Source organism: Kineococcus sp. GCM10028916 (assembly GCF_042674865.1).
Taxonomy (GTDB): Bacteria; Actinomycetota; Actinomycetes; order Actinomycetales; family Kineococcaceae; genus Kineococcus.
Map to the genome: position 1 here is coordinate 231,497 of NZ_JBHTFM010000016.1, position 19,050 is coordinate 250,546.

Below are 19,050 nucleotides of genomic sequence, written 5' to 3' on the forward strand. Positions count from 1 at the left end.
AGGCGGGGGAACCCGGCCCCCTGCGCGGACCGGCACCCGCGCTCGACACCGGGGGTGGGCCCGTCACGCCCTACGCTCGCGTGCGTGTCCACCGTCCGGTCCGAACTGTCCCCGCCGACGGTCCGACGCCTGGAGGCGGCCCAGGGATCCTTCGCCTCCGCGATCGCGGCCCGGATGGACTCCGCCCACCCCTGGTACGCGGCGCTGCCCGCGGACGAGCGGTCCTGGGTCGGGTTGGTCGCCCAGGCCGGGTTCGGCGACTTCCTGCGGTGGCTCTCCGAACCCGAGCCCGACGTCCTGGCCGGGATCGCGGTCTTCGGGACGGCACCGCGGGAGCTGATGCGCTCGGTGACGTTGCAGCAGACCGTGGAGCTCGTCCGGACGGCGATCACGGTCGTCGAGGAAGGACTGGACGCGGTGGTCGGCGACGGTCACCCGGCGGAGCAGGTCATCGCCCGCCAGGCCCTGCTGCGCTACTCCCGCGAGGTCGCCTTCGCCGCGGCCGCCGTCTACGCCCGGGCCGCGGAGGCCCGCGGCGCGTGGGACGCGCGGCTGGAGGCGCTGGTCGTCGACGCGGTGCTGCGCGGCGACGGCGAGGACACCATCGCCTCCCGCGCGGCGGCGCTGGGCTGGAGCCTCGACGAGTCGACGACCGTGGTCATCGGTCCCTCCGGCGAGACCTCCGCCGGCGCGGTGGCCCGGATCCGGACGCTGGCCCGCGCGGCGGGCGGCGAGGCGCTCGTCGGTGTGCAGGGTGACCGCCTGGTCGTCGTCCTCACCGGCGGACTGGACGTGCAGGCGACGGCGGAGCAGCTGGCGCGCAGCGAGTTCGGGCCCGGTCCGGTCGTCGTCGGGCCCACCGTCGCGACCTTGCCGGTCGCCGCGCGCTCGGCCCGCGCGGCGCTCGCGGGTGTCGTCGCGGCCCGCGCGTGGCCGGAAGCACCCCGGCCGGTGCTGGCCGACGACCTGCTCCCCGAACGCGCCCTCAGCGGGGACGCGACGGCGAGACGCGCCCTGGTGGACCGCGCCTACGTCCCCCTCGAAGAGGCCGGCGGGGCCCTGCTGGAGACGTTGACGGCCTACCTCGCCCACGGCGGGTCGTTGGAGGCCTGCGCACGCTCGCTGTTCGTCCACGCCAACACGGTCCGCTACCGGCTGCGACGGGTCGCCGAGGTCTGCGGCTGGACGCCGTCGGCCCCGCGGGAGCGCTTCGTCCTGCAGACGGCTCTGGCGTTGGGCCGGTTGTCGCAGGCCGGGCCGGGTGGGCGGGCAGAGGGCCCACCGCTCGGTCGCTGAACCGTTCCCCACGCAGCGTCCCGACTTGGTGACGCACCGTTCACCCCTGCGGGTGGTCTCCAGCCCCCTCCTTGGAGGATCCCTACAAGGCGGGCCCGCAAAGTCGGTTCGCGTCGTGACCGTGTCCGAGGCCCCGCACCGGGCAGGCTGTCACGGTGCTCGTCTTCGTCTTCCCCGGCCAGGGTTCGCAGTCGCCCGGCTTCCTCGCCCCCTGGCTCGAACTGCCGGGGGTCGCGGACCGGCTGAACTGGGCCTCCGCCGTCGTCGGCGACGACCTGCTCGCCCACGGCACGGTCTCCGACGCCGAGACGCTGCGCGACACCGCCGTCGCCCAGCCGCTCATCGTCGCCGCCGGCCTGCTGGGGCTGCGCGAACTCGTCACCTCCCCCGCCGACCTCGCCGCCACGGCCGGGGTCGTCGCGGGCCACTCCGTCGGTGAACTCACCGCCGCCGCCGCGACCGGTGCGCTCACCCCCGAGCAGGCCCTCGTCCTGGTCCGCGAGCGCGGTCGCGGGATGGCCGCCGCCGCCGCCGTCCGCCCCACCGGGATGAGCGCCGTCCTGGGCGGGGACCCCGCCGAGGTCGCCGCGGCGCTGCAGGAGCACGGACTCACCCCCGCCAACGCCAACGGCGGCGGGCAGACCGTCGCCGCCGGCACCCTCGAGGCGCTGGCCGCGTTCGCGGCGGACCCCCCGGCCAAGACGCGGGTCGTCCCGCTGCAGGTCGCGGGCGCCTTCCACACCGAGCACATGGCCCCCGCCGTCGGCGCGCTGGCCGCGCTGGCCGCGGGGATCGATCCCGGGACGGCGAGCGTGCCGATCGCCGCCAACGCCGACGGGGAGCTCGTGACCGACGGTCAGGCCTTCCTCCAGCGGCTCGTGGCGCAGGTCAGCCGCCCCGTCCGCTGGGACCTGGTGACCGAGGCGTTCGCCCGGCTCGGGGTGACCGGTTTGATCGAGGTGCCCCCGGCGGGCACACTCACGAACCTGGCCAAGCGCACACTGAAGGGCGTGGACGTCCTGGCGCTCAAGACGCCGGACGACCTGGACAAGGCCCGCACCATGATCACCGACCACGGTGGCCTGGCCGCGACCGTGACGACCTCGGAGGCCACCCTGTGACCGCACTGACCGCTGCACCCACCCGCGAGGCACGCATCCTCGGGGTCGGCGCCCACCGCCCGCCCCGGGTCATCGACAACGCGGAGGTGTGCACCTGGATCGACTCCTCCGACGAGTGGATCCAGCAGCGCACCGGCATCAAGACCCGTCGCTGGGCGGCCCCCGACGTCTCCGTCGTCGACATGAGCGAGGACGCGGGCGCGAAGGCCCTGGCCGCCGCCGGTCTCAGTGGTTCCGACGTCGACGCGGTCATCCTCGCGACGGTCTCCTACCCCTTCCAGACCCCCGCGGCCGCGGCCGTCGTGGCCCACCGCCTGGGGGCGACCCCGGCGGCCGCGTTCGACATCTCCGCGGGCTGCGCGGGGTTCTGCCACGGCGTCGCCCTCGCGAGCGACCTCGTCCGCGGCGGCACCGCCCGCAACGTCCTCGTGATCGGGGCCGAGAAGCTCTCCGACTTCACCGACCAGCACGACCGCTCGACGGCGTTCCTCTTCGCCGACGGCGCGGGTGCCGTCGTCGTCGGCGCCTCCACCGAACCCGGCATCGGGCCCACGATCTGGGGCTCCGACGGCGGTCAGGCCGACCTCATCAAGTCCAAGTTCTCCTGGCTGGAGCTGCGTGCGGGCCAGTCCGCGGACGCCGCGCTGGCCGCGGAGGAGCCCGGGACGGTCGGCGAGGTCGAGCACTGGCCGTTCCTGGAGCAGCAGGGCCAGTCGGTCTTCCGCTGGGCCGTGTGGCAGATGGCCCCCGTGGCGCAGGCCGCGATGGACGCCGCCGGCGTGAGCGCCGAGGACATCGACGTGTTCGTCCCGCACCAGGCCAACGCGCGGATCATCGACGCGATGGTCAAGCAGTTGAAGCTGCCGGAGAGCGTCCACGTGGCCCGCGACATCGTCGACATGGGCAACACCTCCGCCGCCTCGGTGCCGCTCGCGATGGAGCGCGCGGTCGCCGACGGTGACGCGCCCTCCGGTGGGCTGGCCCTGCTCATCGGCTACGGCGCGGGCCTGTCCTACGCCGCCCAGGTCGTCCGGCTCCCGTAGTCGGATGTCGTCTCCTGGCCACGAACCCCGTGGTCAGGTCGTTACCGGTGACCACCAGGTCGCCGACCAGATGGAGGAGCAACGCATGGCCAGTGAGCAGGAGATCCTCAGCGGTCTCGCCGAGATCGTGAACGAGGAGACGGGCCTGCCCACCGACAGCGTCCTCGCGGACAAGTCCTTCACGGACGACCTCGACATCGACTCGCTGTCGATGATGACGATCGTCGTGAACGCCGAGGAGAAGTTCTCCGTCCGCATCCCCGACGAGGACGTCAAGAACCTGCGCACCGTGGGCGACGCCGTCGCCTACATCTCGCAGGCCCAGGGCTGAGCACCACCCACCGGCCGGCCCGCTCCCGCGGGCCGGCCACCCCGCCCCACACCACAGTTCGCCGCAGGGCTTCAGGAGGAGCTGACCGATCATGACCTCGACGACCACGAACAGGACGAGTTCGTCGCGCCGCGTCGTCGTCACCGGGCTGGGCGCCACGACTCCGCTCGGCGGCGACGTCCGCACCAGCTGGGAGGCCGCGCTCGCCGGCCGTTCCGGCGCCCGCTCGATCACCGACCCGTGGATCGAGGAGTTCGAGCTCCCCGTGACCTTCGCCGCCCAGGCGGCGGTGCGCGCCGACTCGATCCTCGAACGCCGCGAGATCAAGCGGCTCGACCCGTCCCAGCAGTTCGCCGTGATCGCCGCCCGGGAGGCGTGGGCCGACGCCGGCTCCCCCGAGGTGGACCCGCTGCGCCTGGGCTCGGTCGTCGCTACCGGCATCGGTGGCATCTGGACCCTGCTGACGGCCTACGACACCCTCAAGGAGAAGGGCGCCCGCCGCGTCCTCCCCCTCACCGTCCCGATGCTGATGGCCAACGGCCCGACGGCGGCGATCAGCATCGAGTTCACCGCCCGGGCCGGGGCGCACACCCCGGTCAGCGCCTGCGCGTCCGGTGCCGAGGCCATCGCCTACGGCGCCGACATGATCCGCACCGGCCGCGCCGACATGGTGATCTGCGGTGGCACCGAGGCCGCCATCCACCCGCTGCCGATCGCGTCGTTCACCTCGATGCACGCGATGTCCAAACGCAACGAGGACCCCGAACGCGCCTCCCGCCCCTTCGACTCCGCCCGTGACGGGTTCGTGCTCGGGGAGGGGGCCGGGATCCTGATCCTGGAGTCCGAGGAGCACGCGAAGGCCCGGGGGGCACGCATCCACGCCGAGGTGCTCGGCGCAGGGCTCTCGGCCGATGCGTACCACGTGGCCGCCCCCGAACCCGAGGGTGCGGGGATCAGCCGGGCCATGCTCGACGCGCTGCGCCAGGCCGACCTGACCCCAGCCGACATCGTGCACGTGAACGCGCACGCGACGTCGACCCCGGTCGGCGACGTGGCCGAGGACAAGGGCCTGCGCCTGGCCTTCGGTGACGCCGTGGACGGCATCGCGGTCTCGGCGACGAAGTCGATGACCGGTCACCTCCTCGGTGCGGCCGGCGCGGTGGAGAGCATCTTCACGATCCTCGCGCTCCGCGACCGGATGGCGCCCCCGACGATCAACGTCGACGACCTCGACCCCGCGATCACCCTCGACGTCGTCCGCAAGGAGTCCCGTCCGTTGCCGGCGGAGGGGCGCCTCGTCGGCCTCAACAACGCGTTCGGCTTCGGCGGCCACAACGTGAGCGCCGTCTTCGCGACCCCCTGAGGCCCTGCCCCACCAACTTCTGGGGACTTCTCCACCCTTCCCGAGCGCGGGAAGGGTGGAGAAGTCCCCAGAAGTCGTTGGGGGGAGGTCAGCCGACCTGGTGCAGCCAGCGCACGGGGGTGTCGTCACCCGCGTGGCGGAACGCCTCGAGCTCGCAGTCCCAGGCCTCGCCGACGGCCAGCGCCAGCGCACGACGGGCGGCGTCGGCGTTCCCCTCGGCCATGAGGTCCATCGCGGCCCGGACGCGGTCCTCGGGTACCTGGACGTTGCCGTGCACGTCGGTGACGGCGTGGAAGATCCCCAGCGCGGGGGTGTGGCTCCAGCGACCGCCGTCGCAGCCCTGGGACGGTTCCTCGGTGACCTCGAAGCGCAGGTGCGACCAACCGCGCAGAGCGGAGGCGAGCAGTGCCCCGCTGCCCTGCGGCGCCTGCCAGGAGTACTCCGCACGCAGGCAGCCGGAAGCGACCGGCTGGCCCGTCCAGTCGAAGGACGCGCGCACACCGAGAACACCGCCGGCTGCCCACTCGATGTGCGGGGTCAGCGCTCGCGGTGCGGAGTGCACGAAGAGCACGCCGCGGGTCGTCGCACCGGACATGCCGTTCTCCTTCTGCGTCGGTGTGAGGGACGTCTTCCCCAACGACCTCACGACACGCAGCGAACGACTAGCGGTGATGCTCTGACTACACGGTGTGCTGCTCCGTTACCGCCATCATGCCTCACCGGACACCGGTGGCACCACCGCCCCGCCGGACTCTCAGGAACCACCCCCGGGCTGCCGATGAACCCTCTGGACCAGCGAGGCAGCACCAGACCAGGGGGACCCCACGTGGACGACCAGCTCACCCAGCCCACGACCAGGGCCGCCACCGGGGAGATCTCCGAGGTCATCCGCCCGGCTGCGATCGTGCCCGAGGAGGCGGCCCGGTCCGTTCTCGTCGAGCTCGCGCTGCGCGACGTGCAGAACGGTGGCGTCTGGCAGGCCGGCCCCTCGCTCTGGAGCCGCTACGACCGCCCCTGGAACGGCACGGAGAACGCCGCGGGCGCCGAGCTGATCGGGCGCATCCACGTCGCCTACGGCACCCCCACCAAGTACGAGATCACGATCTACCGCGTGACCGTCACCCTCTTCGGCAGCCAGCTCGGCTGGAGCGTGGAGTCGCTGTGCGACGAGGCACTCGGACACGGCGGCCTGCGCCTGCAGGACTGCCCCCGCGCCACCCTCGCCGCTCCCCCGCCCCCCTTCCGGGGCTGACCCTCCCCACTGCTGGGAGACGTTCCACCCTTCCCAGGCTCGGAAGAGGTGGGAAGTCCCCCACGAGTCGTTGCTCGCGAGAACGGTGGCACCATCGTCGCGTGCCCGATCCCGCACAGCCCCCGCGCCGTCACCACCACCGTCCCGCCCTGCCCGGCGACGACGCCATCGTCTCCATGGCCGGCGGGGTCGACCCCTCCGCCGTCCAGGAGGCCGCCCACGCCGCGGCCAGCGCACTCGTCCACGGGGCCCGCTCCGCCCAGGACTCCGAGGTCACCCGTCGCGTCGTCCGGCTCGCGCAGGACGAGGGCCTCGAGGTCATCGCCGACCTGTGGGCCGACGCCCCCGCGGACACCCTCGCGGGCGCGCTGTGGCGGCTGTACGTCCTGCGGACGTGGGTTCAGCGCCAGCCCGTCGCCGTCTCCCGTCAGTACGCCGAGGGCCGCCGGCACGCCCCCGTCCTGGAGGTCGTCGCCGGGGTCGCCGACCCGCCAGGACCCGCCGAGGTCTCGGCCATGGTCGACGCCGTCCTCACCGGGGTGGCGGAGGGCGACTTCGCCGTCACCCTCGAACGGGCCGCGGCCTTCTGCCGGATCCTCGCCGTCGGCCGGGCCCACGACGCCGACGCCCCCGCGGCGGAGGACGCCGCGAGCGCGCTGACCCACTCCGCGGCCCGCCTCGTCCGCACCGCGGAGCAGCTCGAGCACGCCGCCGGCCGGTGGCGACACGGAGATCTGGGCTGACTCGCGGCGTCTGGGCTGGGCGCATCGCCGAGGGCTCGTTACAATGGGAGTGCGTCGGGCCGCGGTAGCCCCGGGTCCCAATTTGAAGCCGCTACGAGCGGCCGTGCGCCGTGAGGCGCTTCCCGGTCCGGCGCACCTTCGTGAACACCGGGGTCAGGTGAAGAGCCCCTCGCCCCACGAGCCCCCCGCGGAGATCCCGGGCGGGCACGCGAAGATCGCCGAGCCGGTGTGCTTGAGGTACTCCGTGAGCGCGTCCTTCGCGCCGAGCTTGCGCTGGACCGCGACGAACTGCGACGCGGGGTCGTTGCCGAAGACGATGAAGAACAGGCCCGCGTCGAGCTGTCCCGTCGCCAGGTCGAGGCCGTCGGTGTAGGAGTAGCCGCGGCGCAGCATCCGCATCCCCCCGTTGGTCTCCGGCGCCGCCAGGCGCACGTGCGCGGCGACGTCGATGGCCGGCTTCCCGGTGGCCGAGGTCTTCGCCAGGTCGAGCGCGTCGAACTCCCCCGTGCCTGACAGCGGCGCCCCGGAGACCTTGGCCCGGCCGATGACGCGTTCCTGCTCGCGCAGCGAGGCCCGGTCCCAGCTCTCGATGAGCATCCGGATGCGGCGGGCGACCAGGTAGGTCCCGCCCCGCATCCACTCCTGGTCGACGGCGGGCGACCCCTCGCCCCCGACCCAGACGAAGCGGTCGAGGTCGGCGGTGTCCTCGGCTCGCAGGTTGGCGGTGCCGTCCTTGAAGCCCATGAGGTTGCGCGGTGTCGCCTGCGTGCTCGACGTCGTCGAGGTGCGCCCGAAGCCCAGCTGCATCCAGCGCACGGTGACGACGCCGCGCCCGATGCGCACGAGGTTGCGGATCGCGTGGAAGGCGACCTGCGGGTCGTCCGCGCAGGCCTGCAGGCAGAGGTCGCCGCCGCACTTGGTCGGGTCGAGCTGCTCCCCCGGCAGCGCGGGGAGCTCCTCGAGGTTCGCGGGGCGGCGCTCGGCCAGACCGAAGCGCTCGTCGAACAACGAGGGCCCGTAGCCGAGGGTCACGGTGAGGTTCGCGGCCGGCAGTTCGTGGGCCTCACCGGTGTCCTGGGGCGGTTCCCCCGGAGCGCCTCCGAGGCCGCCCGGGCCGCCGACCGGGACACCGGTCGTCATGGTCGCGGTGGCCTCGCTCCAGCGCTGCAGGACGTCGGCGAGGTCGGCGGGGTTGCGGCTCGTGACGTCGAGCGCCGCGAACACCAGGGATTCCTGGGCGGGGGTGACGATGCCGGCCTGCCGGGCGCCGTGGAAGGCGACCGTCGAGGCAGCCGCGGCCGCCGTGGCCGTGGTGGTCGCCGTGTCCCGCCCGGCGAGGGCGCTGACGCCGACACCGACCCCGGCGGCTCCGACGACCGCGGCGCCCGTGAGGACGCCGCGACGGCTGGGACGAGCTGCGTTCACGGGTTCGTCCTCACTGGTCCGCAGCGCCGACGACCTTGCCGGACACCGTGGACAGCGGCTCGGCCAGCGCGTCGACGTCGGTCGCGAGCTCGCGGACCTGGTCCTGGGTCAACGTCGTGTAGAGGGCGTAGGTGTCGCCCTGCTGGTAGGGCGCCAACGCGCCGGTGACGGTGTCGAACTGGGTGGTGAGGGTCGTCACCAGGTCGGGGTCGGTGACCTGCAGCGCCGGGGTCAGCAGGTCGAAGGCCTTGCGGGCGCCGTCGACGTTGGCTGCGAAGTCGAGCAGGTCGAGGTGGGAGTAGGCCTCCTCCTCGCCCGTCACCTTGGACTTGGCGACCTCGTCGAGCAGCCCGCTGGCCCCGTTGGCGAGGTCGGCCGGCTGGTAGGTCGTCGTCTGCACGAGCTCGGCGAGCTTCGCCACGTTCGCGTCGAGCTCCTGGGCCACGGGGGTCATGCCCGCCGTCGTGCCGTCGACCCAGAGGGCCTGCTCGATGCGGTGGAAACCGCCCCAGGTGCTCGGGTCCTCGACGTCGGCGATGCGCGCGTCGATGAGCGGGTCGAGGTCGCCGAAGCTCTCGGCGACGGGTTCGATGCGCTCGTAGGGCACGCGCGCCGGGCCGTAGAGGGACTTGGCCTTCTCGACGTCGCCGGCCTGCACCGCCGCGGTGAAGGCCGAGGTCGCGGTGACGAGGTCGGCGACCTGGGCCTTGACGTAGTCCTGGTAGCCCTGGGTGGCGGCTGCGAAGAGCGGGTCCGCGGTGCCCGACGCCGACGCGGCGGCCCCTGTGACGGTGAACTTCGAGGACTCGGTGGCGGCGTTCGGGCACTGGACGGTGTAGTCGCCGGCGTCGAGCGTCAGCGAGAACGTCCCCTTCAGCCCGGGGGTCAGGTTCTCCCGCTCACCGACGATCCGGCCGCCCGAGTTCACCAGTTCCCCCTCGGTCACCGAGCTCGCGCCCTCGTTGACGACCTCGAAGGTCCTGGCCCCCGCCGTCACCGAGGTCGGCTCCGCGGTGCAGCCGTCGTCGGTGAGGGTGATCCTCACGGTGCCCGGGGCGCCGGAGGCCCCGCCGGAGGCCGCCTCGGAACCCCCGCCGCAGGCGGTCAGCAGCAGGAGGGGACTCGCGGCGAGGGCGAGGAACAGGCGGGGCTTCGTGGTCACGACAGACCTTTCGCAGGGATGCGGGAGAGCGGGAGTCAGACGGAGACGGGTTGCGCGGCAGGCTGGCGCGAGCGCCGCGGCCACAGGACGACGACGAGCATGGGCACCAGGTAGACCAGCCAGCCGATGACCTCGGCGACGGTCGGTCGGGGCTGCCAGCCGAGGACGCCCATCAGGAGGGCCGCGCGGACGGTGCCGGGCTCCACGACGGTGGAGAGGTCCAGCGCCTGGGCCTGTCCGGCCAGCAGCCAGCCCGCCTCGTAGGCGGTGTGCGCGGCGGACATGACCAGCCCGGCGGCGACGAGGACGAGCAGGACACCCGTGACGCGGAACAGGCGAGCGAGGTCCAGCGTGATGCCGCCGCGGTAGATCAGGTAGCCGAGACCGACGGCCAGCAGGATCCCGAGCGAGGCGCCGACCGCACCCTCGGCGTTGCTGCCCGACGCCTGGTAGGTGGCGAGCAGGAAGACCGAGGTCTCGAGCCCCTCGCGCAGGACGGCGAGGAAGGCCATCGCGACCAGCGCCCACGCGGAGCCCTTGGCCAGGGCGCTCGAGGCGGAGGCCTCGAGGTCGGACCTCATGGAGCGGGCGTGGCGGGTCATCCAGACGATCATGTAGGTGACCATCGCGACGGCGACCAGGGCGAGGACGGTCTCGAGCTGTTCCTGCTGGCGCTGCGGGAGTTGCTGCGTCGCGGCCTGCAGGGCGGCGGCGACCCCGATGCAGAGGAGCACGGCCAGCACGACCCCCGCCCACACGGAACGCAGCGCACGACGCTGCCCGCGCTGGACGAGGAAGGCGGCGACGATCCCGACGATGAGGGAGGCTTCGAGGCCTTCGCGCAGTCCGATGACGAACGTGGCGAGCACTGGGAACTCCTCCGGCCGGAACGATGGGGACCCACCGAAGTGAGGTGAGCCTGGCCGATGCTAGGCCTGCCTCACCCGCTCCGAACTCCCTCGGGGCCCGGATGTGCGCCACATCACACGGGCGCGCAGGAACATGGCGGGGACGGCGGCGTTGAGGGACCCGGTCCCACACCCCTGCTGGCTCTCGATGGGGAGGCACGGGCAGGATCGACCCCATGTCGCTCGACGCTGCCCGCCCCCCGGCGCCCTCCACCAGCCCGTCCGGCAGCCTGCCGAGGGCCGGCAGCCTGCCGAGGGCCGCGGACGTCGAGGAGGCGGCGCAGCGACTGGCGCAGGTCGTCACCCGCACGCCGCTGGAGACGAACCCGCGGTGGTCGGCCGCCCTCGGCGCGCACGTCCGGGTCAAGCGCGAGGACCTGCAGGCCGTGCGGTCCTACAAGCTGCGCGGGGCCTACAACCTCGTCGCCCAGCTGAGCGAGGACGAGCGGGCCCGGGGCGTCGTCACCGCCAGCGCCGGCAACCACGCCCAGGGCCTGGCCTACGCGTGCGCGGCCCTGCGCGTGCAGGGCCGCATCTACGTGCCCCGCACCACGCCCCGCCAGAAGCGCGACCGCATCGCGGCGCTGGGTCAGGAGTTCGTCGAGACGATCGTCCTCGGCGACACCTACGACGACTCCGCGGCCGCCGCGACGCAGGACGCCGCACGCAGCGGCGCAACCCTCGTCCCCGCCTTCGACGACCCCCGTACCCTGACCGGGCAGGGGACGGTCGCGGTCGAGGTGTTCGAGCAGCTCGCCGAGTTCGACGAGGACCCCCCGGACGTCCTGGTCGTCCCCGTCGGCGGTGGCGGCCTGCTGGCCGGGGTCCTGACCTGGGTCCGCGAACGCCACCCGCAGGTGCGGATCGTCGGCGTGGAACCCGAAGGGGCGCCGTCGATGGCGGCGGCGCTCGCCGCGGGCCACCCGGTGCGCCTGGACACGTTGGACACCTTCGTCGACGGCGCGTCGGTGCGTCGCGTCGGCGACGTCACGCACGCCGTCGTCGCCGGTCACGAGGTGGAACTCGTCACCGTGCCCGAGGGGGCGATCTGCGTCGAGATGCTCGCGATGTACCAGACCGACGGGATCATCGCCGAACCCGCGGGTGCGCTCGCGACGGCCGCCCTGGCCGAGGCCGTGCGCGTCGAACCCGGCCAGAGCGTGGTCTGCGTCGTGTCCGGCGGCAACAACGACATCAGCCGCTACGCCGAGATCATCGAACGCGCCCTGGTGCACGAGGGCCGCAAGCACTACTTCCTCGTCGAGTTCCCGCAGGAACCCGGTGCGCTGCGCCGCTTCCTCGACGAGGTCCTCGGGCCGGACGACGACATCGCGCTGTTCGAGTACGTGAAGCGCAGCAACCGCGAGTTCGGGCCCGCCCTGGTGGGGATCGAGATCCCCGGCAAGGACGACCTGCCCGGGCTGCTCGCCCGGATGGAGGCCGCTCCCCCGACGTTCGAACGGATCTCCGCCGCCGAGCCGCTCTACCGCTACCTGCTCTGAGGCGCCTCACCGCGCCGCCGAGGGACTGCGCGATCCAGACCGGCGGAAGGCTGTCGGCCTCCTCGACGTTGTTCCCGTCGTGATCGTCGAACTCTTCTCGTCCGCGTTCTGCGGTCCGTGCCGCACGGCCCGTTCCGTCCTCGGCCAGGCGGCCCGCCTCGTCCCGCAGGCGCGGTTCGACGAGGTCGACGTCGCCGACGACACCGCCCGGGCCGAGGCCGCGGACGTGTCGAGCACCCCGACGATCGTGGTGCGCGACGACGACGGGAGCGAGGTCTTCCGCGCCGCGGGCGCCCCGACGCTGCCGCAACTGCTGGCGGCGATGGGTCGCGCCGTCTGAGCGTCGCCACCGGCGATCACGGCGCCGTGACTGCGGACGGGTCGTGGGCCGGGTTTCACCCGATCAGCCGCTGTCGTCACCGCCGTCGCGCCCCGATCTTCTAGTCATCACCGACTGCCTCTCGCACCGCACCCCACGATTCGAAACCTCCCTGGTCAGCGCCCCCTGCCCCCTTCGACGAGAGGTACCGCACCACGATGGCTGCGCGTTTCAACCCGGCCCCGGGCTGGCCGTCCGCCCCCGCGGGCTGGCTGCCACCCGCGGGCTGGAAACCGGACCCCGGTTGGCCGCCCGCCCCGGCGGGTTGGCCGATCGTCGTGAACGGCACGGGTTTCCCGCACACCCCGTCCGGTCGTCCCCGCGCCTCGACGCGCACCCCCCGTGGTCGCGTGCTGCACCTGTTGCGCGGCACGGTGTCGCACTGAGGACCTGAGGACGGCGGCACGGAGGAACTCCGTTCCCCGCGGTAGGGCGGGTGGGGCTCGAACCCACGACCGAGGAATTATGAGTTCCCTGCTCTGACCAACTGAGCTACCGCCCCTCGCGACCCCCGCGCGACGGTGCCGGCGAGCGAACGCTCCGCCGGACTCTACCCGACCGGCCCCCACGCCCCCGGGGCCCCAGGTCGGTTCAGGAGGGCGGGACGTCCTCGAACCCCTCGGCCGCGACGACGGTCGCCAGGCGGTCGTGGTGGATCCGTCCGGCGATGTCCCGCAACGGTTTCCCCGTCCCACCCCACCGCGCGGCGGTGATCTCGGCGGCGATCGAGATCGCCGTCTCCTCGGGGGTCCGGGCACCGAGGTCGAGCCCGATCGGTGAGTGCAGCCGGGACAGCTGCGCCTGCGACACCCCTGCGTCGAGCAGTCGCTCGACGCGGTCCTCGTGGGTCCGACGGGACCCCATCGCCCCGACGTAGGCGGCGGGGCCGCGCAGGGCGAGTTCGAGCAGCGGCACGTCGAACTTCGGGTCGTGGGTCAGCACGCAGAGCACCGTCCGGTCGTCGACGGCGGTCCGGGACAGGTAGCGGTGCGGCCAGTCGACGACGACCTCGTCGGCCATCGGGAACCGCCGCGCGGTGGCGAAGACGGGCCGCGCGTCGCACACCGTGACGTGGAACCCGAGGAAGCTCCCGACGCGGGCGAGCGCCGCGGCGAAGTCGATGGCCCCGAAGACGATCATGCGGGCCGGCGGCGCGAACGACTCGACGAACACCTCGAGGTCGTCGGGGCGGCGTTCTCCGTCCGGACCGACGTGCAGCACACCGCTGACGCCGGCGTCGAGCAGTCCGCGGGCGTCGTCGGTGACGGCGTCGTCGAGGCGTTGCGAGCCGAGCGACCCGGTACGGCCCAGCGGGTCCACGAGCATCCGCCGGCCCTGCGCCGCGCCCGGTCCGACGACGGTCGCCAGCGCCACCGCCGAACGCTCCGCGACGGCTCTCGACAGCGCGCGGACGAGGTCGACGTCGTCGACGAGGGTGACGAAGACCTCCAGCTCGCCCCCGCAGGTCAGCCCGACGGCGAAGGCGTCGTCGTCGCTGACCCCGTAGCGCGCGAGGACGGGCCGCCCGTCCGCGACGACCTGGCGGGCGAGGTCGTAGACGGCCCCCTCGACGCACCCCCCGGACACGCTCCCGACGACCTCACCGTGGTCGTCGACGGCGAGCGACGCGCCGGGTTGTCGGGGAGCCGAGCGCCAGGTGCGCACGACGGTCGCGACGGCCACCCGGCGACCCGCCGAGAGCCACCGGTCCACCTGGTCCAGGACGTCACGCACACCCCATGGTCGCGCACGCACCCCCGTCACCGGCCCGGACGTCGTGCACGACGAGGTCCGCGTGGTGGGAGCACGCGCCGCCGACCGCTGGCCGCACCCGGAACGACGGAGGGGCGGGCCTCTCGGCCCGCCCCTCCGTGGAAGCTCCCGCAGTTGGACTCGAACCAACAACCTGCCGGTTAACAGCCGGCTGCTCTGCCAATTGAGCTATGCGGGACCACTTCTCACGACCAGGAGGTAACCCCCGGTCACGACTGTCCAACCGTACCAGCCCCACGGACCGCTCCGTGCACGGCACGGGATCACGCGCCCTGGGCGCGCTCCTGCCAGGTCCGGCGGGCGGCTTCGAGGCGGAACAGCTCGGCCGAAGCCTCCCCGTACTCCGCGCTCGCGGGGTCGAGGCGCTGCAGCGTGCGGCGGGCCTCGGCCACGGCGCGGGTCGCGGACTGCCCGGCGAGGGCGGCCACGAGCTGACGTCCCCAGCTCTCCAGCTGCTCCTCGCTGGAGACGGGCAGGTCGGTGGCCGCGAGCTCGTCGACGAGGGCGGCGACGGGGCCGTCGGCGTAGTCGAGGACGCCGGCCAGCCAGGCCGGTCCCTGCGGAGCCTCCCCGGGGCCACCGGCGGCGGTGACGGCGTCGTGGACGGCCCGGTGGCCGGGCGCGGCGAACGCGTCGGACTCGAGGGAGTCGAAGACCTCGGCGACGGCCCACGGCGCCTGCAGGACGCAGGCCAGCACCTGCCGCTCGAGCTGGGCCACGGGGTCGTTGGAGGCGATCGAGCGGACCGGCTGCCGGGCGGGCGGCTGCTGCGGGCGCCCCTGCTGCTGCGGTGCCCCGCTCCCGGAGTGGCGACGGACCCGGTCGAGGACGAAGCGCTCGTCGAGGAACCCCGTCCAGCGGTCCAGGTTGATGGCGTAGCGCTGCTGCAGCCCGCGGTCGCGGATGGCGGCGACGATGGGCGCGGCGGCGTCGAGCGCGGCGAGGCGGCCGGCGTCGGAGTTCAGGTCGAACCGTTCGATGGTGGAGCGGATCGCGAACTCGAACAGCGGTACCCGGCCGTCGACCAGTTGCGCCACAGCGGCTTCCCCGGCGGACAACCGCAGGTCGCACGGGTCCTGACCCTGCGGGGCGACGGCGACGTAGGTCTGGGCGCTGAAGCGCTGGTCGAGCTCGTAGGCCTTCAGCGCCGCCTTCTGCCCGGCGGCGTCGCCGTCGAAGGTGAAGACGACCTCGGCGGAACCGTCGCTCTCCCCCAGCATCCGCTGCACGATCCGGGCGTGGTCCTCGCCGAACGCCGTGCCGCAGGTCGCGACGGCCTGCCCGACCCCGGAGAGGTGGCAGGCCATGACGTCGGTGTAGCCCTCGACCACGACGACGCGCTTGGTGCGCGAGATCTCCCGCTTGGCGAGGTCGAGGCCGTAGAGCGCCTGCGACTTCTTGTAGATGGGGGTCTCCGGGGAGTTCAGGTACTTCGACTCGATGCGGTCGTCGTCGAAGAGCCGGCGGGCCCCGAACGCGACGGTGTGCCCGCTGACGTCGCGGATCGGCCACACCAGCCGCCCGCGGAAGCGGTCGTAGAGGCCCCGCTGGCTCTGCCCGGCCAACCCGGAGGTGACGAGCTCCTCCTCGCCGAACCCCTTGGCGCGCAGCTGACGCAGCAGCGCGTCACCGGTGTTGGGGGCGAACCCGACCCCGAACCGGGCGGCGTCCTCTCGACTGAACCCGCGTTCGGCGAGGAAACCCCGCGCCGTCTCCGCCGGGCCGACCCCCTCGAGCTGCTGGGCGTAGAACTCCTCGGCGAGGGTGTGCATCTCGAGCAAGCGCTGGCGCTGGCCCGCGTTGGAGGCGGGGCGCTGGGCGCTGCGACCACCGTCGTCGACGTAGCGCAGCTGGATCCCGGCGCGCTGGGCGAGGCGCTCCACGGCGTCGGCGAAGCCGAGACCGTCGATGCGCATGACGAACTCGATCGCGTCGCCGGACTCCCCGCAGCCGAAGCAGCGCCAGCGCCCCGTCGCAGGACGCACGGTGAAGCTGGGGGTCCGCTCGTCGTGGAAGGGGCAGAGGCCCTTGAAGGAGCCGACACCCCCCGTCCGCAGGGAGACCTGCTCGCCCACGACCTCATCGAGGCGCACGCGATCCTTGACCGTCTGCAGATCGTCTGGATGGATGCGCCCGGCCACGGAGTGGAGTGTAGGCGCCGGGGCGCCACCGACCGGGTGGCAGGATCGCCCCTGTGAGCAGCGAACGGACGAGCAGCAGCGCCGCGGGCAGCGACGACCGGGCCTGGGGCTTCCGGACCCGGGCCGTGCACGCCGGGGCGGTCCCCGAGCCGACGACGGGCGCACGCGCCGTGCCGATCTTCCAGACGACGAGCTTCGTCTTCGAGGACGCCGCCGACGCCGCGAACCTCTTCGCCCTGCAGAAGTACGGCAACATCTACTCCCGCATCTCCAACCCCACCGTCGCCGCCCTCGAGGAGCGCATGGCCTCCCTGGAGGGCGGACTCGGGGCGCTGGCCTGCGCGAGCGGGCAGGCCGCGGAGTTCCTCACCTTCGCCGCCCTCGCCGGTGCGGGCGACCACGTCGTCGCCTCCAACAACCTCTACGGCGGCACCGTCACCCAGCTCGACGTCACGCTGCGCCGCTTCGGCGTCGACACCGTCTTCGTCGCCCCGGAGCCCGAGACCGTCCGCGCCGCGATCACCGAGAAGACCCGCTTCGTCTTCACCGAGCTCGTCGCCAACCCCTCCACGGTGATCGCCGACGTCCGGGCCCTGGCCGACGTCGCCCACGAGGCCGGCATCCCGCTGATCGTCGACGCGACCACCGCGACCCCCTACCTCTGCCGGCCCATCGAGCACGGCGCGGACATCGTCATCCACTCCGCGACGAAGTTCCTCGGCGGCCACGGCACCACGCTGGGCGGTGTCGTCATCGACGCCGGCACCTTCCCCTGGGACAACGGGAAGTTCCCGGCGATGACCGAACCGGTCGCCTCCTACGGCGGCCTCAGCTGGTGGGGCAACTTCGCCGAGTACGGCTTCCTCACCAAGCTGCGCAGCGAGCAGCTGCGCGACATCGGCGCGACCCTCTCGCCGCACTCCGCGTTCCTGCTGCTCATGGGCGTGGAGACCCTGCCGCAGCGGATGCGCGAGCACGTCGCCAACGCCCGCACCGTCGCCGCCTGGCTCGAAGCCGACGACCGCGTCTCCTGGGTCCGCTACTCCGGTCTGCCCAGCCACCCGCACCACGGCCGGGCCGAGCAGTACCTGCCCGAAGGTCCCGGCGCCGTCTTCTCCTTCGGCGTCGTCGGGGGCCGCGCCGCCGGCGAACGCTTCATCAACAACGTCCAGCTGTGCTCGCACCTGGCCAACATCGGCGACGCCCGCACCCTCGTGCTGCACCCCGCCTCCACGACCCACCAGCAGCTCTCCGCGGAGCAGCTCACCGCCGCCGGAGTCCCTGAGGACCTCATCCGGATCAGCGTGGGACTGGAAGACGTCGAGGACGTGTTGTGGGACCTGGACCAGGCGCTCACCGTCGCTGTGGAGGGGAACCGATGAACGACTCGACCAGTGGGGCGACCGGCACCGTCCCGGACGCGGGTGCGGACCTCGGGTCGGTCGCCGCCCCGGAGAACCTGGAGCAGGCTCCCGCCGCGACCGGCTCCAAGGACGCCGCCCCGACGTCGTGGACGGCCCCCGGCGCCGGGGAACGCCTGCGCATCCTGCGCCGCACGAAGACCGTCGCGATCCTCGGCGCCTCGAACAAGCCCTCGCGCGCCTCGTACTTCGTCGAGACCTACCTGCTCGCGGACTCCGACTTCGAGCTGTGGTTCGTCAACCCGAACGAGACCGAGATCCTCGGCCGCCCGAGCTACCCGTCGTTGCGTGAACTCCCCGGGGTTCCCGACCTCGTCGACGTGTTCCGCCGCCCGAGCGAACTCGGGGCTGTGCTCGACGACGTCATCGCGGTCGGCTCCCCCGTGATGTGGATGCAGCTGGGCCTCGCGGACGACGCCGTCGCCCGGCGCGGCGCCGAGCACGGGGTGACGGTCGTGATGAACCGCTGCCTGAAGATCGAGCACGCGCGGTTCCACGGCGGTCTGCACCTCGCCGGTTTCGACACGGGCGTCATCTCGGCCCGGCGCCGCGCCCGCTGAGAGTCGTCCACAGCTCGACCGCGGAGGAACTCCGGGGCGGCCGCGACGCGCCTGGCGTCGCGGCCATGACCGGACGACCCCCGAAGAAGCTCCTCTGGATCCTGGTCGGGGTCGGCGCCACCGTCGGCCTCCACCTCCTGATCGGTGTGGCGGTGGTCGTCGCCGGGTTCGCACGCGGCGCGGCCGACGTGCGCAGCACGGCTGCGCCGCAGTCGGTCCGCCTCTCCTCGCCCGTCGCGTGGACGGTGGGGACCTGTCTCGCGGAACGCTCCGAGGTCTCCTGTGCGAGCGGACACGACGCGGAGGTCGTCGCCGTCGTCCCGGTCACCGCCGACCTCCGCGACGGACGACGGCGCTGGGGCGCGAACTCCTCCTGCGCCCGCGAGGTGGCGGCCGTCATCGCGGTCGGGGAGTTCAGGCCGGACACCGTCACCTACGCCTCCGCCTACCCGCCCCACCGGTTCCACGACGAGCGGGTGTTCTGCCTGCTCGTCGCCGCCGACGACTCCCCGGTGCGGGGGTCCTGGACCGGCGGGGACCTGGTCGGGCCGACCGCCCCGGCTCCCTTCGAGTGAGTCCCGGACACGACGGGGCGCAGTGTGCCGACCGCCGCGACGTGACCCGCCGTAA

19 protein-coding genes and 2 tRNA genes are annotated in these 19,050 nt (G+C 73.3%); 13 read left to right on the forward strand and 8 right to left on the reverse strand.

What is annotated here, in order from left to right:
- Positions 1-84: 84 nt before the first annotated feature.
- The 5 genes from ACFQ46_RS14925 (at position 85) to fabF (ending at position 5,154) form a co-directional block, all read left to right on the forward strand.
- On the forward strand, positions 85-1,296 hold the full coding sequence (locus tag ACFQ46_RS14925; protein WP_380260178.1) for a PucR family transcriptional regulator: 1,212 nt from the start codon (positions 85-87) through the stop codon (positions 1,294-1,296).
- Positions 1,297-1,451: 155 nt separating this feature from the next.
- Positions 1,452-2,417 (forward strand): ACP S-malonyltransferase, encoded by a 966-nt coding sequence (locus ACFQ46_RS14930; RefSeq protein ID WP_380260179.1) that lies wholly within the window; start codon positions 1,452-1,454, stop codon positions 2,415-2,417.
- Complete coding sequence (locus tag ACFQ46_RS14935; RefSeq protein ID WP_380260180.1) at positions 2,414-3,460, forward strand: beta-ketoacyl-ACP synthase III; 1,047 nt, start codon at positions 2,414-2,416, stop codon at positions 3,458-3,460. The genes ACFQ46_RS14930 and ACFQ46_RS14935 overlap by 4 nt, the downstream gene beginning before the upstream one ends.
- 85 nt (positions 3,461-3,545) lie before the next feature.
- Positions 3,546-3,791 carry an acyl carrier protein gene (locus ACFQ46_RS14940; RefSeq protein ID WP_012086932.1) on the forward strand — a complete coding sequence of 82 codons (246 nt, stop codon included), beginning with the start codon at positions 3,546-3,548 and terminating at the stop codon, positions 3,789-3,791.
- A 91-nt stretch (positions 3,792-3,882) separates the two neighbouring features.
- A complete protein-coding gene (fabF, locus tag ACFQ46_RS14945) occupies positions 3,883-5,154 on the forward strand; it encodes a beta-ketoacyl-ACP synthase II (protein ID WP_328295528.1) in 1,272 nt (423 codons plus the stop codon).
- 88 nt (positions 5,155-5,242) lie between these two features.
- Here fabF and ACFQ46_RS14950 read toward each other — a convergent pair whose 3' ends face one another.
- Positions 5,243-5,749, reverse strand: coding sequence for a DUF3145 domain-containing protein (locus ACFQ46_RS14950; RefSeq protein WP_328295527.1), 507 nt, complete (start codon positions 5,747-5,749; stop codon positions 5,243-5,245).
- Positions 5,750-5,980: 231 nt separating this feature from the next.
- Here ACFQ46_RS14950 and ACFQ46_RS14955 point away from each other — a divergent pair, with 231 nt between their 5' ends.
- Together ACFQ46_RS14955 and ACFQ46_RS14960 are read left to right on the forward strand one after the other, a co-directional pair.
- The gene (locus tag ACFQ46_RS14955; protein WP_380260181.1) at positions 5,981-6,406 is read left to right on the forward strand and encodes a hypothetical protein; all 426 of its coding nucleotides are present in this window, start codon (positions 5,981-5,983) and stop codon (positions 6,404-6,406) included.
- A gap of 101 nt (positions 6,407-6,507) precedes the next feature.
- Complete coding sequence (locus tag ACFQ46_RS14960; protein WP_328295525.1) at positions 6,508-7,149, forward strand: hypothetical protein; 642 nt, start codon at positions 6,508-6,510, stop codon at positions 7,147-7,149.
- A gap of 153 nt (positions 7,150-7,302) precedes the next feature.
- On the opposite strand, the gene efeB is transcribed toward ACFQ46_RS14960, so the two are convergent.
- From efeB to efeU, 3 genes are read right to left on the reverse strand one after another with little or no spacing between them, the layout of a single operon-like run.
- Entirely contained in the window at positions 7,303-8,574 is a 1,272-nt protein-coding gene (efeB, locus tag ACFQ46_RS14965) for an iron uptake transporter deferrochelatase/peroxidase subunit (RefSeq protein ID WP_380260182.1), read from the reverse strand.
- 10 nt (positions 8,575-8,584) lie between these two features.
- Positions 8,585-9,736 carry an iron uptake system protein EfeO gene (efeO, locus tag ACFQ46_RS14970; RefSeq protein ID WP_380260183.1) on the reverse strand — a complete coding sequence of 384 codons (1,152 nt, stop codon included), beginning with the start codon at positions 9,734-9,736 and terminating at the stop codon, positions 8,585-8,587.
- A 35-nt stretch (positions 9,737-9,771) separates the two neighbouring features.
- Complete coding sequence (gene efeU, locus ACFQ46_RS14975; protein WP_380260184.1) at positions 9,772-10,605, reverse strand: iron uptake transporter permease EfeU; 834 nt, start codon at positions 10,603-10,605, stop codon at positions 9,772-9,774.
- A 215-nt stretch (positions 10,606-10,820) separates the two neighbouring features.
- Between efeU and ilvA the strand changes: the two genes are divergently transcribed.
- From ilvA to ACFQ46_RS14990, 3 genes are all read left to right on the forward strand, one after another.
- The gene (gene ilvA / locus ACFQ46_RS14980; protein ID WP_380260185.1) at positions 10,821-12,146 is read left to right on the forward strand and encodes a threonine ammonia-lyase IlvA; all 1,326 of its coding nucleotides are present in this window, start codon (positions 10,821-10,823) and stop codon (positions 12,144-12,146) included.
- A 79-nt stretch (positions 12,147-12,225) separates the two neighbouring features.
- Positions 12,226-12,486 carry a thioredoxin family protein gene (locus ACFQ46_RS14985; protein ID WP_380260186.1) on the forward strand — a complete coding sequence of 87 codons (261 nt, stop codon included), beginning with the start codon at positions 12,226-12,228 and terminating at the stop codon, positions 12,484-12,486.
- 197 nt (positions 12,487-12,683) lie between these two features.
- A complete protein-coding gene (locus tag ACFQ46_RS14990; protein WP_380260187.1) occupies positions 12,684-12,911 on the forward strand; it encodes a hypothetical protein in 228 nt (75 codons plus the stop codon).
- Positions 12,912-12,953: 42 nt separating this feature from the next.
- Here the strand turns inward: ACFQ46_RS14990 and ACFQ46_RS14995 are convergent.
- The 4 genes from ACFQ46_RS14995 to dnaG form a co-directional block, all read right to left on the reverse strand.
- Positions 12,954-13,027, reverse strand: a tRNA-Ile gene (locus ACFQ46_RS14995).
- Between the two features lie 89 nt (positions 13,028-13,116).
- Positions 13,117-14,259, reverse strand: a complete 1,143-nt coding sequence (locus ACFQ46_RS15000) for an XdhC family protein (RefSeq protein ID WP_380260188.1) — start codon at positions 14,257-14,259, stop codon at positions 13,117-13,119.
- A gap of 144 nt (positions 14,260-14,403) precedes the next feature.
- Positions 14,404-14,476, reverse strand: a tRNA-Asn gene (locus ACFQ46_RS15005).
- Between the two features lie 85 nt (positions 14,477-14,561).
- The gene (dnaG, locus tag ACFQ46_RS15010) at positions 14,562-16,439 is read right to left on the reverse strand and encodes a DNA primase (protein ID WP_380260189.1); all 1,878 of its coding nucleotides are present in this window, start codon (positions 16,437-16,439) and stop codon (positions 14,562-14,564) included.
- Positions 16,440-16,492: 53 nt separating this feature from the next.
- Here dnaG and ACFQ46_RS15015 point away from each other — a divergent pair, with 53 nt between their 5' ends.
- The 3 genes from ACFQ46_RS15015 (at position 16,493) to ACFQ46_RS15025 (ending at position 18,995) form a co-directional block, all read left to right on the forward strand.
- Complete coding sequence (locus tag ACFQ46_RS15015; protein ID WP_380260190.1) at positions 16,493-17,821, forward strand: O-acetylhomoserine aminocarboxypropyltransferase/cysteine synthase family protein; 1,329 nt, start codon at positions 16,493-16,495, stop codon at positions 17,819-17,821.
- On the forward strand, positions 17,818-18,420 hold the full coding sequence (locus ACFQ46_RS15020; RefSeq protein ID WP_380260191.1) for a CoA-binding protein: 603 nt from the start codon (positions 17,818-17,820) through the stop codon (positions 18,418-18,420). Before ACFQ46_RS15015 ends, ACFQ46_RS15020 begins: the two co-directional genes overlap by 4 nt.
- Positions 18,421-18,485: 65 nt before the next feature.
- Positions 18,486-18,995 (forward strand): hypothetical protein, encoded by a 510-nt coding sequence (locus ACFQ46_RS15025; protein WP_380260192.1) that lies wholly within the window; start codon positions 18,486-18,488, stop codon positions 18,993-18,995.
- The last annotated feature ends 55 nt before the right edge of the window (positions 18,996-19,050 follow it).

What these genes read in the sequence shown, in the direction of transcription:
- ACFQ46_RS14940 (WP_012086932.1), top strand. Translation starts at nt 3,546, where the DNA reads ATGGCCAGTGAGCAGGAGATCCTCAGCGGTCTCGCCGAGATCGTGAAC.
- fabF (WP_328295528.1), top strand. Translation starts at nt 3,883, where the DNA reads ATGACCTCGACGACCACGAACAGGACGAGTTCGTCGCGCCGCGTCGTC.
- ACFQ46_RS14950 (WP_328295527.1), bottom strand. Translation starts at nt 5,749, where the DNA reads ATGTCCGGTGCGACGACCCGCGGCGTGCTCTTCGTGCACTCCGCACCG.
- ilvA (WP_380260185.1), top strand. Translation starts at nt 10,821, where the DNA reads ATGTCGCTCGACGCTGCCCGCCCCCCGGCGCCCTCCACCAGCCCGTCC.
- ACFQ46_RS14990 (WP_380260187.1), top strand. Translation starts at nt 12,684, where the DNA reads ATGGCTGCGCGTTTCAACCCGGCCCCGGGCTGGCCGTCCGCCCCCGCG.
- ACFQ46_RS15020 (WP_380260191.1), top strand. Translation starts at nt 17,818, where the DNA reads ATGAACGACTCGACCAGTGGGGCGACCGGCACCGTCCCGGACGCGGGT.
- ACFQ46_RS15025 (WP_380260192.1), top strand. Translation starts at nt 18,486, where the DNA reads ATGACCGGACGACCCCCGAAGAAGCTCCTCTGGATCCTGGTCGGGGTC.